The sequence below is a fragment of the Xanthomonas sp. LMG 12460 genome (genome assembly GCF_009192895.1).
GTDB lineage: Bacteria > Pseudomonadota > Gammaproteobacteria > Xanthomonadales > Xanthomonadaceae > Xanthomonas_A > Xanthomonas_A sontii.
Genome location: NZ_NKUH01000041.1, coordinates 1 through 15,307, shown reverse-complemented (window position 1 = coordinate 15,307; position 15,307 = coordinate 1). Strand labels below are relative to the sequence as shown.

Here is a 15,307-nt window from a genome sequence, read left to right as displayed (position 1 = left end):
GCTGCGGTCGAACCGGCGCTGGACTCAGCGCTTCATCGAACCGAAGAACTCGTCGTTGGACTTGGTGTTCTTCATCTTGTCCAGCAGGAATTCCATCGCCGCGATCTCGTCCATCGGATGCAGCAGCTTGCGCAGGATCCAGATCTTCTGCAGCAGTTCCGGCTCGATCAGCAGGTCCTCGCGGCGGGTGCCGGAGCGGTTGATGTCGATGGCCGGGTACACGCGCTTCTCGGCGATACGGCGGTTCAGGTGCACTTCGCTGTTGCCGGTGCCCTTGAACTCTTCGTAGATCACCTCGTCCATCTTGCTGCCGGTCTCGACCAGCGCGGTGGCGATGATGGTCAGCGAGCCGCCTTCCTCGACGTTGCGCGCCGCGCCGAAGAAGCGCTTCGGGCGGTGCAGGGCGTTGGCGTCGACGCCGCCGCTGAGCACCTTGCCGGAGGACGGCACCACGTTGTTGTACGCGCGGGCCAGGCGGGTGATCGAGTCGAGCAGGATCACCACGTCCTTCTTGTGTTCGACCAGGCGCTTGGCGCGCTCGATCACCATTTCGGCGACCTGCACGTGGCGCGCGGCCGGCTCGTCGAAGGTCGAGGAGATGACCTCGCCGCGCACGGTGCGCTGCATTTCGGTCACTTCTTCCGGGCGCTCGTCGATCAGCAGCACGATCAGGTGCACGTCCGGGTGGTTGGTGGTGATCGCCGTGGCCACCTGCTGCATCAGCATGGTCTTGCCGGCCTTCGGCGGGGACACGATCAGCGCGCGCTGACCCTTGCCCTGCGGCGCCATCAGGTCGAGGATGCGGCCGGAGATGTCTTCCGAGGAACCGTTGCCGCGCTCCAGGGTGAAGCGCTTGCGCGGGAACAGCGCGGTCAGGTTCTCGAACAGGACCTTGTTCTTGCTCGCTTCCAGCGGTTCGCCGTTGATGGTGTCGACGATCGACAGCGCGAAGTAGCGCTCGCCGTCCTTCGGGAAGCGGATGCGGCCGGACAGGTGGTCGCCGGTGCGCAGGTTGAAGCGGCGGATCTGGCTGGGCGAGATATAGGTGTCGTCCGGGCCGGCCAGGTAGCTGGCCTCGGCCGCGCGCAGGAAGCCGAAGCCGTCCGGCAGGATTTCCAGCACGCCGTCGGCGGCGACGCCTTCGCCGTGGCGGGTCAGCACCTTCAGCAGGGCGAAGATCACGTCCTGCTTGCGCGCGCGGGCCACGCCGTCCTGGATGTTGAGCTGCTCGGCGATGTCCAGCAGCTTCTGCGCCGGCATCTTCTTCAGATCGCTCAGCGAGTAGATCGGGAAGCCTTCCGGCACGCTGGCGTGCGGGCGCGGCACGAACGGCTCGTTGCCGCCGTTGTCGCTGGGCAGGCCGTTGTCCTGGAAGCGGTCGCCGCCGCGCTGATTGCGGTCGCGGTCGCGGCGATTGCGGAAGCGGTCGCGGCGGTTGCCCTGCTGGTTGTTCTGGTTGTTCTGGTTCTGATTGTTGAAGCGGTTGTTGTTGCCGCCGTCGCGCGGCTCACGGCCTTCGCGCGGCTCGCCGCCTTCGGACGCCTGGCCGCCGCCCTGCTGGGCCGGCGCGTCGCCGCCGTGGCTCTGGCCGCCGCTTGAGGCCGGGGCCGGAGCCGACTCCGGGGCCGCGGCGCGCGGCGCCTCGGTCTGGACGGGCGCAGGCGCGGGCGCGGGATTCAGTGGCAGGGTCGGCTGTGCCGGCGCGCCGTGTTCGGCGGCGCCTTCCGCGCCGCTCGCGGCCTTGCTGACGCGCGGCTTGCGCACGCGCTTCTCGGCGGGGGCGTCGGCGCTCCCGGGTTCGGACATGGTGTGATCGGACAAGTGGTGTTCCTCGCTAAGAGTGCGAGCGCCCAGCGTGGGGGCATACGGGGTTGGGAGGAGGTCTGGGAGAGAATCTTCCAGAGGGGGTGCGGTGTGCGAATGCCACCGGATGTATCGACACTATCACCGCCACGCAGGCACGGCAAGCAGGCGTTCGTGGGCGATTCAGCCGCCGGCGATGCTGCGCCGGCCGGGCTGCCGCGGCGCCGCTCCGGTTGCGGAGCGGTGCCGGCAGCGGGCGTCAGGCGGCGCTGCCGCCCAGGGTCTTGTCGATAATCTGGGTCAGCTGACCCTTGCCGACCGCGCCGATCTGGGTGGCCTGGATCTGGCCGTTCTTGAACAGCAGCAGCATCGGGATCGAGCGCACGTGGTACTTGATCGCGGTGGCGCGGTTCTCGTCCACGTTGACCTTGGCGACCTTGAGGCGGCCGTCGTAGGCATCGGCGAGGTCGTCCAGCACCGGCGCGATCATCTTGCACGGGCCGCACCACTCGGCCCAGAAGTCCACCAGGACCGGCTCGTCGGACTGCAGCACCGTGGTATCGAAATCGGCGTCGCCGACGTAAAGGACCTTGTCGCTCACTTTGGGGGTTCTCCTGGGCCAATGCGACTGGCCGGACCGGGTGGCCGCCGCATTGCGGTAAACTGGGGCATTGCGCGGCGATCTCAAGGGATTCCCCCTGTCGCGCGACCCGGCATGGAAGACGCCAGTGTGCGACGCTGCCGGGACCGATGCAAGCCGCGACCTTACGCTTCGGGCGGGGTGGCCTCACGAAGATGGAATGATGAGCGACAAACCGCTGACCGATGTGACTTTTTCCGCGTTCGAACTGCAGCCCGCGCTGCTCGCAGGCCTCGAAAGCGCCGGCTTCACCCGCTGTACCCCGATCCAGGCGCTGACCCTGCCGGTGGCCCTTCCCGGCCGCGACGTGGCCGGCCAGGCCCAGACCGGTACCGGCAAGACCCTGGCGTTCCTGGTGGCGGTGATGAATCGCCTGCTCAGCCGCCCGGCGCTGGCCGATCGCAAGCCGGAGGATCCGCGCGCGCTGATCCTGGCCCCGACCCGCGAACTGGCGATCCAGATCCACAAGGACGCGGTCAAGTTCGGCTCCGAGCTGGGCCTGCGCTTCGCCCTGGTCTACGGCGGCGTGGACTACGACAAGCAGCGCGAACTGCTGCAGCAGGGCGTGGACGTGATCATCGCCACCCCCGGCCGGCTGATCGACTACGTCAAGCAGCACAAGGTGGTGTCGCTGCACGCCTGCGAGATCTGCGTGCTCGACGAAGCCGATCGCATGTTCGACCTGGGCTTCATCAAGGACATCCGCTTCCTGCTGCGGCGCATGCCCGAGCGCGGTACCCGCCAGACCCTGCTGTTCTCGGCCACCCTCAGCCACCGCGTGCTGGAGCTGGCCTACGAGCACATGAACGAGCCGGAAAAGCTCGTCGTCGAGACCGAGAGCATCACCGCCGCGCGCGTGCGCCAGCGCATCTACTTCCCCTCCGACGAGGAGAAGCTGACCCTGCTGCTGGGTCTGCTGTCGCGCAGCGAGGGCGCGCGCACCATGGTGTTCGTCAACACCAAGGCGTTTGTCGAGCGCGTGGCGCGGGCGCTTGAGCGCAACGGCTACCGGGTCGGCGTGCTGTCCGGCGACGTGCCGCAGAAGAAGCGCGAGACCCTGCTCAACCGCTTCCAGAAGGGCCAGCTGGAGATCCTGGTGGCCACCGACGTGGCCGCGCGCGGCCTGCACATCGACGGGGTCAAGTACGTCTACAACTACGACCTGCCGTTCGACGCCGAGGACTACGTGCACCGCATCGGTCGTACCGCGCGGCTGGGCGAGGAGGGCGACGCGATCAGCTTCGCCTGCGAGCGCTACGCGATGAGCCTGCCGGACATCGAGGCCTACATCGAGCAGAAGATCCCGGTCGAGCCGGTCACCGCCGAGCTGCTGGTGGCGCTGCCGCGCACCCCGCGCGCGCCGGTGGAGGGCGAGGCCACCGAGGCCGATGGCGAGGAGAGCATCGGCGAGATCTTCCGCGAGGCCCGCGCCCAGCGCGAGGCCGACGAGCAGCGTCGCGGCGGCGGTCGCGGCAAGCCCGGCGGCGGCCGCAGCGGCCCGGGCGGCCGTGGCGAATCGTCGCGCAGCGCCGACGGCAAGCCGCGGCGTCCGCGCACGCCGCGTCCGGCCGATGCCACCACTGCTGCGGCCGACGGCACTGCGCCGGCTGCCGCCGCGCCGGCGCCTGCCCCCAAGCCGCCGCGCGCTGCGTCGGCCGAGGGCGCAGCGCCCGCGGTCGAAGGCGAGCGTCCGCCGCGCAAGCGCCGTCGCCGTCGCGGTGGGCGCCCGCTGGAAGGTGCCGAGGGTGCACCGGCCGGCAACGGCAGCGCCGCGCCGGCGGCCGCGGCCCCGGCCAAGCCGGTGCAGGTCGTGGCCACCCCGGTCAAGGCCGCGCGCCAGGCCGAGCGTGGTGCGGCGGCGAAGAACGATTCGTTCCTGACCCGCCTGGGCCGCAAGCTGCGCTCGCTGGTGTCCAGCTCCTGAGCCGGACCGGCCGTCCGCCGCGTGCGACGCGCGCGGTGGACGAACACCCCAGCCGCTCCGGCATAATCGCCGGATGAGCGTTCTGCGGTTCGACAATGTCAGCAAACAGTACGCCGGCGGCCACGCGGCGCTGGTGGACGTCAGCTTCGAGGTCGAGGAGGGCGAGATGCTGTTCGTCACCGGCCATTCCGGTGCCGGCAAGAGCACCTTGCTCAAGCTGATCCACCTGAGCGAGCGGCCCTCGCGCGGCGCCGTGCTGTTCGGCGAGCGCAACCTGCTGAAGGTACGCGGCCGCCGCGTGCCGCTGCACCGGCGCGAGGTCGGCGCGGTCTACCAGGACCACCGCTTGCTCACCGACCGCAGCATCGCCGAGAACGTCGCGCTGCCACTGATCCTGCGCGGCACCCGTCGCGCCGAGATCGGCAAGCGCGTGCGCTCGGTGCTCGAGCGCATGGGCCTGGGCCATCGCGAGAAGGCGCTGCCCTCGCAGCTGTCGGCCGGCGAGCAGCAGCGCGTCGGCATCGCCCGGGCGATGGTCGGCGAACCGCGGCTGCTGGTCGCCGACGAACCCACCGGCAATCTCGACCCGACCCTGGCCGCGGAGATCATGCAGCTGTTCGCCGAACTGCCGGCGCGTGGCACCAGCGTGCTGGTGGTCAGCCACGACCTGGCCCTGCTCAAGCAGATGCGCAAGCGCGTGCTGATCCTGGACCACGGCCGCCTGGTCGACGACATCTCGCCGCAGGACTTGGCCGAATGAGCGCGCGCAACGCCGGCGCCGCGGCGCCCTCGCGGCTGGGCGTGTGGTGGGACCACCACCTGCACAGCATCGTCTACAGCCTCGGCCGCGCCATGCGCAAGCCGTGGGCCACGCTGCTGACCATGGCGGTGATGGCGCTGGCGCTGACCCTGCCGCTGGGCCTGTCGATCGCCCTGGACAACCTCAAGCAGTTCGCCGGCAGCGTGCAGCAGTCGCGCGACATCAACGTGTTCCTGAAGACCGACGTCGACGCCGCCGCGGCGCAGGCGCTGGCGCAGACCCTGCGCGGCCGTGGCGACGTGGCCGCGGTGACGCTGCGCACGCCGGCCGAGGGCATGGCCGAGCTGCGCGACAGCGCCGGCCTCGGCGAAGCGCTGGACGCGCTGCAGGACAACCCGCTGCCGACGCTGCTGATCGTCACCCCCGCCGCGGCCGACGACACCCCGCTGGCGACCGCGCTGACCGCGCTGCCGCAGGCCGACCTGGTCCAGCACGACGCGCTGTGGCGCAAGCGCCTGGACGGCTGGCTGCATTTCGGCGAACGCCTGGTGCAGGTGCTATCGCTGCTGCTCGGCGCCGGCGCGGTGCTGGTGGTCGGCAACACGGTCCGCCTGGACATCCAGTCGCGGCGCGAGGAGATCGGCGTGCTGCAACTGCTGGGCGCCAGCGACGGCTTCATCCGCCGCCCGTTCCTGTACCTGGGTGCCTGGTACGGTTTCGGCGCCGGAGTGCTGGCGCTGGGCCTGCTCGCCGCCTCCGGCATGGCCCTGGGCCAGCCGCTGGCGGCACTGGCCGACAGCTACGGTAGCCACTTCGTGTTGCACGGGCTGGACGCGTTGCACGCCGGCTTCGTCCTGCTCGGCACCCTGCTGCTGGGCTGGCTCGGCGCCTGGCTGGTGACCGGCCACTTCCTGCGCCAGACGCGGCCCACCGACACCTGAGGCGCACATGGCCGGGCACGAGCTCAAGCATCTGATCAGCGCCGCCCCCCGGGTGATGGTGGTCGATGGCTCCAAGCTGGTGCGCAAGCTGATCGCCGACGTGCTGCACCGCGAACTGCCCGACGTGACCGTGGTCGGCTGCGCCAGCATCGCCGAGGCGCGCGCCGCGCTGGAGGCCGGCCCGGTCGACCTGGTCACCACCTCGCTGGGGCTGCCCGACGGCGACGGCCTGACCCTGGCCCGCAGCGTGCGCGAGGCCGCCGGCCAGGCCTACGTGCCGGTGATCGTGGTCTCCGGCGACGCCCAGCAGCACCTGGTCGAGCGCCGCTTCACCGAGTACGTCACCGACTATTTCGACAAGGCGCTCGGCCACGAGGCGCTGGCCACCTTCATTCGTGGCTACGTGCAGCCGCAGCCGGTGGCCGGCGCCACCGTGCTCTACGTCGAGGACAGCCGGGTGGTGGCCGAAGCCACCAAGCGCATGCTCGAGCGCCAGCAGCTGCACGTGGTGCACGTGCTCAGCGCCGAAGACGCCTTCGCCCTGCTGACCGCCGAGTCGCTGGGCCGCACCACCCGCCGCATCGACCTGGTGCTGACCGACGTCACCTTGAAAGGCGAGCTCAACGGCCGCGACGTGGTCCAGCGCATCCGCGTCGACTTCGCCTACGGCAAGCGGCGCATGCCGGTGCTGGTGATGACCGGCGACAGCAACCCGCACACCCAGTCCGAGCTGCTGCGCGCCGGCGCCAATGACCTGGTGCAGAAACCGATCGAAGAGCGCCTGCTGGTCACCAAGGTGCTGTTCCAGTTGCGCCTGGCCCGGCTCGACGAGATTGCGGTGACCTTCTGACCGATATGTGATGTCCCGAGCCTGGAAGCGATGAGCAACAACGAAGACGAAAGCCGGATCCAGCTGGAGCCGTCGTGGAAGGCGCAGGTCGGCGACTGGCTGCTGCGTCCGGAGATGCGCGAGTTGGCCACCTTCCTGCGCCAGCGCAAGGCCGCCGGTGCGCGGGTGTTCCCGCCGGGGCGGCAGATCTTCGCCGCCTTCGACGCCACCCCGTTCGAAAAGGTGGAGGTGGTGATCCTCGGCCAGGACCCGTACCACGGCGACGGCCAGGCGCACGGGCTGTGCTTCTCGGTGCTGCCGGGGGTGCCGGTGCCGCCGTCGCTGCTGAACATCTACAAGGAGATCGAGGACGACCTGGGCATCCGCCGGCCGGACCACGGCTGCCTGCTGCCGTGGGCGCAGCGCGGCGTGCTGCTGCTCAACGCGGTGCTGACGGTGGAAGAAGGCCGCGCCGGCGCGCACCAGGGCAAGGGCTGGGAGGGCTTCACCGACCACGTCGTGGAGACCCTCAACCGCGAGCGCGAGGGCCTGGTGTTCCTGCTCTGGGGCAGTTACGCCCAGGCCAAGGGCAAGGTCATCGACACCCGCCGCCACCGTGTGCTCAAGGCCCCGCACCCCTCGCCGCTGTCGGCGCACCGCGGCTTCCTCGGTTGCAAGCATTTCTCCGCGGCCAACGAGTACTTGAAGCGCCGTGGCGCCGCCCCCATCGACTGGAGTCTGCCGCCGCGCGCAGAGCTGGAAGCGGCGCTGGGCGGCGCCTGAACCGCGGTTGGACAGGGCGACGCTGTCGCCTGACGTGGACGCCATTTTCGCGAACCGGCTGCTACTTTTGCGGTCAGAGAACGGGATGACGATGCGTCCCGATTGTTTCAGTGGCTTGTGATGCAGTGTCATTCCTGATTCATATGTTGCATAAACAGAACACAGGAACTTTTTACTGTACCCAGCAGTCCAATTAGTAGACTGCTAAGATGAGCCCTATGAGCCAGACGCTTACTTCCAACGCATTGGTTGCCAACAACCTCCCGATCCCCAGTCCGCTCGGTTCGCTGGATGCCTATATCGGCGCCGTGCATCAGATCCCGGTGCTGACGTCCGACGAGGAACGTGCACTGGCGGTGCGATATCGCGACCAGGAAGACCTGGACGCGGCCCGCGAACTGGTCCATTCCCACCTGCGCTTCGTGGTCCACGTGGCCCGCGGCTACAACGGCTACGGCCTGCCGCTGGGCGACCTGGTCCAGGAAGGCAACATCGGCCTGATGAAGGCGGTCAAGCGCTTCGACCCGGACATGGGCGTGCGCCTGGTCAGCTTCGCGGTGCACTGGATCCGTGCCGAAATGCACGAGTACATCCTGAAGAACTGGCGCATCGTCAAGGTCGCCACGACCAAGGCGCAGCGCAAGCTGTTCTTCAACCTGCGCAAGTCCAAGACCCGCCTGGGCTGGATGAACGCGGCCGAGGTCACCGCCGTGGCCAAGGACCTCAACGTGTCCGAGCGCGAGGTGCTGGAGATGGAGTCGCGCCTGTCCGGTCGCGACATCGGTTTCGATGCGCCGTCCGACGAGGACGACGACCACGCGCCGCCGTCGCCGGCCGCGTATCTGATGGCCAACGAGGAAGATCCCTCGCAGGCCTACGAACGCGCCGACAGCGAGGACAACCAGCTGCAGCTGCTGCGCGAAGGCCTGGCGGAACTGGATGCGCGTTCGCGCGACATCATCAAGCGCCGCTGGCTGGATGCCGACAGCAAGATCACCCTGCAGGAACTGGCCGACGAGTACGGCGTGTCGGCCGAGCGCATCCGCCAGATCGAGGCGAACGCGCTGAAGAAGATGAAGGCGCTGTTCGTCGCCTGAGTCGCCTGCGGCGAGCGATTGCAGCGCGCGAAAAGGCCCGGCATTGCCGGGTCTTTTTTCTTGTCCTGGGCTGCCCGCGGATTGGCGACTGCCGGCTGCGGAAGTCCGTCCGCACGGCGCTGGATCACGACTCCGGCGGACGCGCCACCGGCAGGTGCCAGCCGTAGCGGATCGCCATGAAGCGCAGGCCGAAGCACAGCACCGCACCCACCCCCAGGCCCCAGGGCTGCGGCAGGTGCAGCACCTGCGCCACGGCCACCACGCCGCCGCCGAGCAGCGCCGCCACCGCGTACAGCTCGGCCTGCAGCACCACCGGCGTGCGCGCCACCAGCAGGTCGCGGACGATGCCGCCGCCGATGCCGCTGAGCATGCCCAACAGCGGCGCGCTGAGCGGACCCAGGCCGAACGCCAGCGCCTTGCTGGTGCCGTAGACCGCGAACAGCGCCAGACCCATCGCGTCGAAGATCTGCACCGGATTGCGCAGGCGCTCGACCGTGTGGTGGCTGTAGAAAGCCAGCAGCCCGGCCAGGCAGGCGACGCCGAGATAGCGCACGTCGGCCAGCGCCGCCGGCGGGGTGGCGCCGATCAGCACGTCGCGGGCGATGCCGCCGGAGACCGCGGCCGCGCACGACAGCACCAGCACCCCGAACAGGTCCAGGCGATGGCGCACGCCGACGGTGGCGCCGCTGATCGCGAACACGAAGGTGCCCAGCAGGTCGAGCAGGAACAGGAAGGTGGCCAAAACGGCACTGCGCTGCAGCAAAAAGGCCGGCTAGGATCGCAGCCCGGCCTTGCAGTGTCACCTGTCCACGGGCGGTGCGGGCTGCGCCTGCGTGTCCTCCGCCGCGGGCGGGTCGCCGAGGATGATGCGCGCGGCGCGCTGGTAGCTCCAGTACGCCCAGGCCCAGTTGAGCAGCACCACCACGCGGTTGCGGAAGCCGATCAGGAAGAACACGTGCGCGGCCAGCCAGAACCACCAGGCCAGCACCCCGGAGAGCTGCAGCCGGCCCAGGTGCACGATCGCGGCCATGCGCCCGATGGTGGCCAGGTTGCCGTAGTCGGCATAGCGGAACGGCACGCTGGCGGTGTCGCCGCGCAGCCGCCGGCGCAGGGTGTCGGCGACGTGCCGGCCCATCTGCTTGGCGGCCGGCGCCACCCCGGGAACCGGGCGGCCGTCGGCCTGCTGCAGCGCGGCCAGGTCGCCGGCCACGAACAGCTCCGGATGGCCGGGCACGCTCAGGTCCGGCTGCACCTGCACGCGGCCGCTGCGGTCCAGCGGCGTCTGCAGGGTCTTCGCCAGCGGCGAGGCGGCCACGCCGGCGGCCCAGACCACGGTGCGCGCCGGCACGAAGGTGCTGCCGAGGCGGTAGCCATGGGCGTCGATGTCGGCGACCGGGACCCCGGTCAGCACGTCCACGCCGAGCTTCTCCAGCTGTTTCTGCGCCTTGGCCGAGAGGTGTTCGGGGAACGAGGACAGCACCCGCGGGCCGGCCTCGATCAGCCGCACCCGCGCCTCGGCCGGGTCGATGCGGCGGAACTCGTGCTTCAGCGTGTGCCGGGCGATCTCCGCCAGGGTGCCGGCCAGCTCGACCCCGGTGGGGCCGCCGCCGACGATGGCGAAGCTGAGCCAGGCCGCGCGCGCGGCCGGGTCGGTTTCCGCCTCGGCACGCTCGAACGCCAGCAGCAGGTGCCGGCGCAGTTGCAGCGCGTCGTCCAGGGTCTTCAGGCCCGGCGCATGCGTCGCCCAGTCGTCGTGGCCGAAATAGGCGTGGGTGGCGCCGGTGGCGACCAGCAGGTAGTCGTAGTCCAGCGTCTGCCCATCGGCCAGGCGCACCTGCCGCGCCTGCTTGTCGATGTCGACGACTTCGCCCAGGCGTACTTCGACGTTGTCCTGGTGGCGCAGGATCTGCCGCAGCGGCGCGGCGATGTCCGGCGCCGACAAGCCGGCGGTGGCGACCTGGTACAGCAGCGGCTGGAACAGGTGATGGTTGCGGCGGTCGATCAGGGTGATGCGCAGCGGCGTCCTGGCCAGGGCGCGGGTGGCCCACAAGCCGGCGAAGCCACCGCCGACCACGATCAGGTGCGGCACGGGTGTGTCGTTCATGCAGGACTCCAGGAGCGGGAGAAAGAGGAGAGCGTCCGGTATCGGCGCGGCGGTCGCCTCGCAGTCGCGCGCGCACCGATCCGCCGGAACGCGCGCTGCCGAAAAGGCGCTGCGCGCTCGTAGAGGGCCGGACCTGCATGTCCGTATAGTAGCGCGATGCCAAGCGCGGTCAGCGACATGGAGGACGCACGCTCATGCCAGCGACAGTGAAGCCGCGCGCATCGGCGCCGCCGCCGGCGCTGCTGCCGTCGCGCTGGCGCAGCCTGCTGTTCTGGGCCAAGACCCGTGCGCTGCAACTGCGCCGCGCGCTGCACGATCTGCGCGACGGTCCGCGCCGGCATCGCCGCGATGCCGGCCTGGCGATCGCCGACGGCAGCTGTGCCGAATCCGTCACCGCGCTGTGGCCCGACAGCGAGGAGACCGCGCCGCAGCTGGTGGCCGGCAAGATCCACAACCTGCGCCTGGCCGCGCGTGCGCTGCACGGCGTGGAGGTGCCGGCCGGGGCGACCTTCGGTTTCTGGCGCCAGCTCGGCCGCGCCACCCGCCGTCGCGGCTTCGTCGCCGGCCGCGAACTGCGCGAGGGCTGCCTGGTGCCGTCGATCGGCGGTGGCCTGTGCCAGGTGTCCAATGCGATCTACGACGCGGCGCTGCGGCAAGGCCTGGAGATCGTCGAGCGGCACCGCCACACCCAGGTGATTGCCGGCTCCCTGGCCGAGCGCGACCGCGACGCGGTGGTGTTCTGGAACTACGTGGACCTGCGCCTGCGCGCCGCCGCGCCGTGGCGGCTGGAGGTGTGGCTGGACGGCGAAGCGCTGCACGTGCGCATCCGTGGCGGTGCCGTGGCGCCGGCGGCGTTGCCGTTGCCGCCGCTGCAGCGACCCACCGCGCCGGCCGGTGTCGACGCCGCCAACGACTGCACCCGCTGCGGCCGCAGTGCCTGCCATCGGCATGTGGCGGCGGTGCCCGATGGGCTGCACCGCACCTGGCTGGTCGACGAGGAATGGCCGGAGTTCGCCACCGACCGCCGACGCCGGCAGCAACCCGGCGACCGCGTGCTGGCGCTGCCGCGGACCAGCGTCGCGGCCTTGCGCGCGGCGCTGCTGCGGCGCTGGTGGTTGTGGCGCGGCATGCCGTTGCCGCAGGCGCGCCAGCGCGCGCAGCGCATCCGCCTGCAGTCGCTGCGGCGGCGCCTGGGCGCGCGCGATGTCGACCTGGTGGTGCCGCAGAGCCTGTTGCCGGAGCTGTGGCTGGCCGGCGAGTTGCAGGGCCGGCGCTGGGACGTGTGCATGACCGCCTTGCCGATGCATCTGCTGCAGGCGCGCCTGGACGTGGCCGCGCAGCGGCATCCGCACAGTCCCACCCTGCGCGATTTCCGCGCCGATCCGGCGCTGGTCGCCGCCGAGCGTGCGGCACTGGCGCAGGCGCGGCGCTGGATCACCCCGCACCGCGAACTGCTGGCGCTGGCCGGCAGCCGTGGCCTCGTGCTGGCATGGCAACGGCCGGCGCTCCCGGCAGCAGCGGCGGAGCATGCGGCCATCACGGCGGACGCCGTACCGCGGGTACTGCTGGCGGCCTCGGCGCTGGCGCGCAAGGGCGCCTACGAACTGCGTGAGGCGGTGCGTGATTTGCCGCTGGTGTTGCTGCTGCCGCCCGGTGCGCAGGAGACGCCGGACTTCTGGAGCGGCATCGCGGTGCAGCGGGTCGCGTCGATGGCCGAAGGCGTGCACGCTGCTTGCCTGGTGCTGCTGCCGGCGTGGATCGAGCAACAGCCGCGCGGCCTGTTGCTGGCCATGGCGCTGGGCAAACCGGTGATCGCCACCGCCGCCTGCGGCCTGTCCGCGGACGCTGGCGCGTGGCGCTGCGTGGAAGCCGGCGACAGCGCCGCGCTGCGCGCGCAGGTGATCGACGCCTTGGGTCTGGCGGGCTGAGCAACGCACGAGGTGTCACGGCCGCTGGCGCGTTGCCCGCCTGCCTCGCTACGCGTCAAGCGGATGCGCTGTTCCTCTAGAGCGGCTCCGGGGGGAATACGGGTGGTGTCGCGATACGCGCCATTGCCTCATGCCTCGTAACAGCGGCTTCAACCGCGACGAAGCACTCCCGGTAACGCCTCATCGCGGCTGAAGCCGCTTCTACGGCATTGGACAGCGCGTCGGTTCTGCCGAGCTGCCACCACTCGCCGTGTCAGTACAGATCCTGCGGATCCACATCCAGCGACCAGCGCACCCGCCGTGCCTGCGGCAGCGCGTGGATCGCCGGCACCGCCGCGTCCAGCAACGCGTGCAGCGCGCGCCGCGTGTTGGCCGACAGCAGCAACTGGGTGCGCTGGAAACCGGCGCGGCGCGGCATCGGCGCCGGCATCGGGCCGAAGCGCTGCACCTCGTCCTGCACCGGCAGCAGCGCGCGCACTGCGGCGAGGAAGGCGTTGGCGTGCTCGACCTGCTTGGCCTCGGCGCGCAGCAGCGCCAGGTGCGCGAACGGCGGGAAGCCGGCGGCCTCGCGTTGCTCCAGTTCCGCGGCGGCGAAGGCGTGGTAGCCGCCGTGCACCAGGGTCTGCAGCAGCGGATGCGCGGGGTGGTGGGTCTGCAGCCAGACCTCGCCCGGGCGCGCGGCGCGGCCGGCGCGCCCGGCGACCTGGATCAGCTGCTGCGCAAGCTTCTCGCTGGCGCGGAAATCGGCCGAGAACAGGCCTTCGTCGATGCCCACCACCACCACCCGGCTCAATTGCGGCAGGTCGTGGCCCTTGGCCAGGATCTGGGTGCCGACCAGGATGCCGGGCGCAGTGCCGAGCGTGGCCAACTGCGTCTCCAGCGCATCGCGGCGCTGGGTGGTGCTGCGGTCGATGCGCAGCACCGGCACGTCCGGGAATGCCTGCACCAGGCGCTCCTCCAGGCGTTCGGTGCCGATGCCCTGCGGCTGCAGGGCCAGGCTGCCGCAGTCCGGGCAGGCCAGCGGCGCCGGCTGGCGCGCGCCGCAGTGGTGGCATTGCAGGCGCCGGCCGCCGGCGTGCACGGTCATCGGCGTGGCGTGCAGCGGGGTGCTGCAGCGCTGGCACGGCGCGGTCCAGCCGCAGTCGTGGCACAGCAGCACCGGCGCATAGCCGCGGCGGTTCTTGAACACCAGCACCTGGCCGCCTTCGGCCAGTGCCGTGCCGATCCCGGCCAGCACCTCCGGCGACAGCCCGTCCTGCAGCGGGCGCTTGCGCACGTCGAGCACGCGCACCGTCGGCGGCTTGGCGTCGCCGGCGCGGCGGGTCAGGCGCAGATGTGTGTAGCGGCCGCCGGTGGCGTTGTGCAGGCTCTCCAGCGACGGCGTCGCGCTGCCCAGCAGCACCGGCACGTCCAGCGCCTTGCCGCGGACCAGGGCGAAATCGCGGGCGTGGTAGCGGATGCCGTCCTGCTGCTTGTAGCTGCCGTCGTGTTCCTCGTCGACCACGATCAATCCTGCCCGCGGCAGCGGCACGAATATCGCCGAGCGGGTGCCGACCACCACCCGCGCCTCGCCGCGCCAGGCGGCGGCCCAGACCCGGGCGCGTTCGTTGTCGTTGAGCCCCGAATGCAGCGCGTGCACCGGCACCCCCAGCCGGGCGCGGAAGCGGGCCAGGGTCTGCGGGGTCAGGCCGATCTCCGGCACCAGCACCAGCGCCTGGCGCCCGCGCGCCAGACAGGCGGCGATCGCCTGCAGGTAGACCTCGGTCTTGCCGCTGCCGGTCACACCGTCGAGCAGGAACGGGGCGAAGCCGGCGGCGGCGACCACCGCGTCGATGGCCGCCTGCTGCTCGGCGTTGGGCACCGGCCCGGGCTGTGGCTGCGCCGCCGCAGCGCTGGCCGGCACCGCGATGCGCTCGGCGTGGCCGCGCTTGGCCAGCGCGCGCGCGGCGCTGCGCCAGTCGTCCATCGCCTGGTCCAGCCGGTCCTCGTCCATGGCGCCGTCCGCCAGCAGCGCGGCGAAGCGGTGCGGGCGGGTGCCGGCGCGGGCGCGGTGGCTGGCGCCGGCCTCGGTCAGGCGCCAGGCCCAGGCGTGGGTGTCGGGCAGCGGTTCGCCGCGGCGCAACGGCACCGGCAGGGCGGTCGCCAGCACCTCGCCCAGCGGCGCGTGGCTGTAGCGCGCCAGCCAGCGCAGCGACTCGGCCAGTTCGCCGTGCAGAAGGGGCACCGGGTCCAGCCAGGCCAACGCCGCGCGCAGGCCGTCGGCGTCCTCGACCTGGCCGATCGCCGCCACCACCCCGCTCAGTTCGCGGTTGCCGAACGGCACCTGCACCCGGCGGCCGACGTCGCCGTCGGCGACCGTGCCCCCGGGCGGCGGCAGGTAGTCGAACACCTGCGGCAGCGGCACGGGCAGGGCGACGCGGAGCGTGGCGGCGGGGGAGGGCATCCGCCTAGTCTAGGGCGTGTCACCGATCCCGAGCATGCCGCGTTGGGTCTGGCAG

Annotated in this window: 12 protein-coding genes; 7 read left to right on the top strand and 5 right to left on the bottom strand. The window is 71.2% G+C overall.

Annotated features, from left to right (window positions below; translation table 11 throughout):
- Positions 1–24: 24 nt before the first annotated feature.
- Complete coding sequence (gene rho / locus CEK66_RS09410; protein ID WP_152236737.1) at positions 25–1,821, bottom strand: transcription termination factor Rho; 1,797 nt, start codon at positions 1,819–1,821, stop codon at positions 25–27.
- 241 nt (positions 1,822–2,062) lie between these two features.
- Complete coding sequence (gene trxA, locus CEK66_RS09405) at positions 2,063–2,404, bottom strand: thioredoxin TrxA (RefSeq protein ID WP_152236736.1); 342 nt, start codon at positions 2,402–2,404, stop codon at positions 2,063–2,065.
- A gap of 202 nt (positions 2,405–2,606) precedes the next feature.
- On the opposite strand from trxA, the gene rhlB reads away from it, so the two are divergent.
- The 6 genes from rhlB to rpoH all read left to right on the top strand — a co-directional run bounded on the left by rhlB (position 2,607) and on the right by rpoH (position 8,777).
- Complete coding sequence (gene rhlB / locus CEK66_RS09400) at positions 2,607–4,367, top strand: ATP-dependent RNA helicase RhlB (protein ID WP_152236735.1); 1,761 nt, start codon at positions 2,607–2,609, stop codon at positions 4,365–4,367.
- Between the two features lie 73 nt (positions 4,368–4,440).
- A complete protein-coding gene (ftsE, locus tag CEK66_RS09395; protein ID WP_043094534.1) occupies positions 4,441–5,127 on the top strand; it encodes a cell division ATP-binding protein FtsE in 687 nt (228 codons plus the stop codon).
- Positions 5,124–6,068, top strand: coding sequence for a permease-like cell division protein FtsX (gene ftsX, locus CEK66_RS09390; RefSeq protein WP_017909424.1), 945 nt, complete (start codon positions 5,124–5,126; stop codon positions 6,066–6,068). Before ftsE ends, ftsX begins: the two co-directional genes overlap by 4 nt.
- Before the next feature lie 7 nt (positions 6,069–6,075).
- A complete protein-coding gene (locus tag CEK66_RS09385; RefSeq protein WP_017909425.1) occupies positions 6,076–6,918 on the top strand; it encodes a response regulator in 843 nt (280 codons plus the stop codon).
- 30 nt (positions 6,919–6,948) lie between these two features.
- A complete protein-coding gene (ung, locus tag CEK66_RS09380; protein WP_152236734.1) occupies positions 6,949–7,680 on the top strand; it encodes a uracil-DNA glycosylase in 732 nt (243 codons plus the stop codon).
- Between the two features lie 218 nt (positions 7,681–7,898).
- A complete protein-coding gene (rpoH, locus tag CEK66_RS09375) occupies positions 7,899–8,777 on the top strand; it encodes an RNA polymerase sigma factor RpoH (protein WP_026143641.1) in 879 nt (292 codons plus the stop codon).
- A 124-nt stretch (positions 8,778–8,901) separates the two neighbouring features.
- Here rpoH and CEK66_RS09370 read toward each other — a convergent pair whose 3' ends face one another.
- Together CEK66_RS09370 and CEK66_RS09365 are read right to left on the bottom strand one after the other, a co-directional pair.
- Positions 8,902–9,519 (bottom strand): trimeric intracellular cation channel family protein, encoded by a 618-nt coding sequence (locus CEK66_RS09370; protein WP_026144447.1) that lies wholly within the window; start codon positions 9,517–9,519, stop codon positions 8,902–8,904.
- A 57-nt stretch (positions 9,520–9,576) separates the two neighbouring features.
- The gene (locus CEK66_RS09365) at positions 9,577–10,881 is read right to left on the bottom strand and encodes an NAD(P)/FAD-dependent oxidoreductase (protein WP_152236733.1); all 1,305 of its coding nucleotides are present in this window, start codon (positions 10,879–10,881) and stop codon (positions 9,577–9,579) included.
- Positions 10,882–11,075: 194 nt separating this feature from the next.
- On the opposite strand from CEK66_RS09365, the gene CEK66_RS09360 reads away from it, so the two are divergent.
- A complete protein-coding gene (locus CEK66_RS09360; protein ID WP_226978554.1) occupies positions 11,076–12,809 on the top strand; it encodes a VanW family protein in 1,734 nt (577 codons plus the stop codon).
- 253 nt (positions 12,810–13,062) lie between these two features.
- On the opposite strand, the gene CEK66_RS09355 is transcribed toward CEK66_RS09360, so the two are convergent.
- Positions 13,063–15,252, bottom strand: a complete 2,190-nt coding sequence (locus CEK66_RS09355; RefSeq protein ID WP_152236732.1) for a primosomal protein N' — start codon at positions 15,250–15,252, stop codon at positions 13,063–13,065.
- Between the last annotated feature and the right edge of the window lie 55 nt (positions 15,253–15,307).

What these genes read in the sequence shown, in the direction of transcription:
- rhlB (WP_152236735.1), top strand. Translation starts at nt 2,607, where the DNA reads ATGAGCGACAAACCGCTGACCGATGTGACTTTTTCCGCGTTCGAACTG.
- ftsE (WP_043094534.1), top strand. Translation starts at nt 4,441, where the DNA reads ATGAGCGTTCTGCGGTTCGACAATGTCAGCAAACAGTACGCCGGCGGC.
- ftsX (WP_017909424.1), top strand. Translation starts at nt 5,124, where the DNA reads ATGAGCGCGCGCAACGCCGGCGCCGCGGCGCCCTCGCGGCTGGGCGTG.
- CEK66_RS09385 (WP_017909425.1), top strand. Translation starts at nt 6,076, where the DNA reads ATGGCCGGGCACGAGCTCAAGCATCTGATCAGCGCCGCCCCCCGGGTG.
- ung (WP_152236734.1), top strand. Translation starts at nt 6,949, where the DNA reads ATGAGCAACAACGAAGACGAAAGCCGGATCCAGCTGGAGCCGTCGTGG.
- rpoH (WP_026143641.1), top strand. Translation starts at nt 7,899, where the DNA reads ATGAGCCAGACGCTTACTTCCAACGCATTGGTTGCCAACAACCTCCCG.
- CEK66_RS09365 (WP_152236733.1), bottom strand. Translation starts at nt 10,881, where the DNA reads ATGAACGACACACCCGTGCCGCACCTGATCGTGGTCGGCGGTGGCTTC.
- CEK66_RS09360 (WP_226978554.1), top strand. Translation starts at nt 11,076, where the DNA reads ATGCCAGCGACAGTGAAGCCGCGCGCATCGGCGCCGCCGCCGGCGCTG.
- CEK66_RS09355 (WP_152236732.1), bottom strand. Translation starts at nt 15,252, where the DNA reads ATGCCCTCCCCCGCCGCCACGCTCCGCGTCGCCCTGCCCGTGCCGCTG.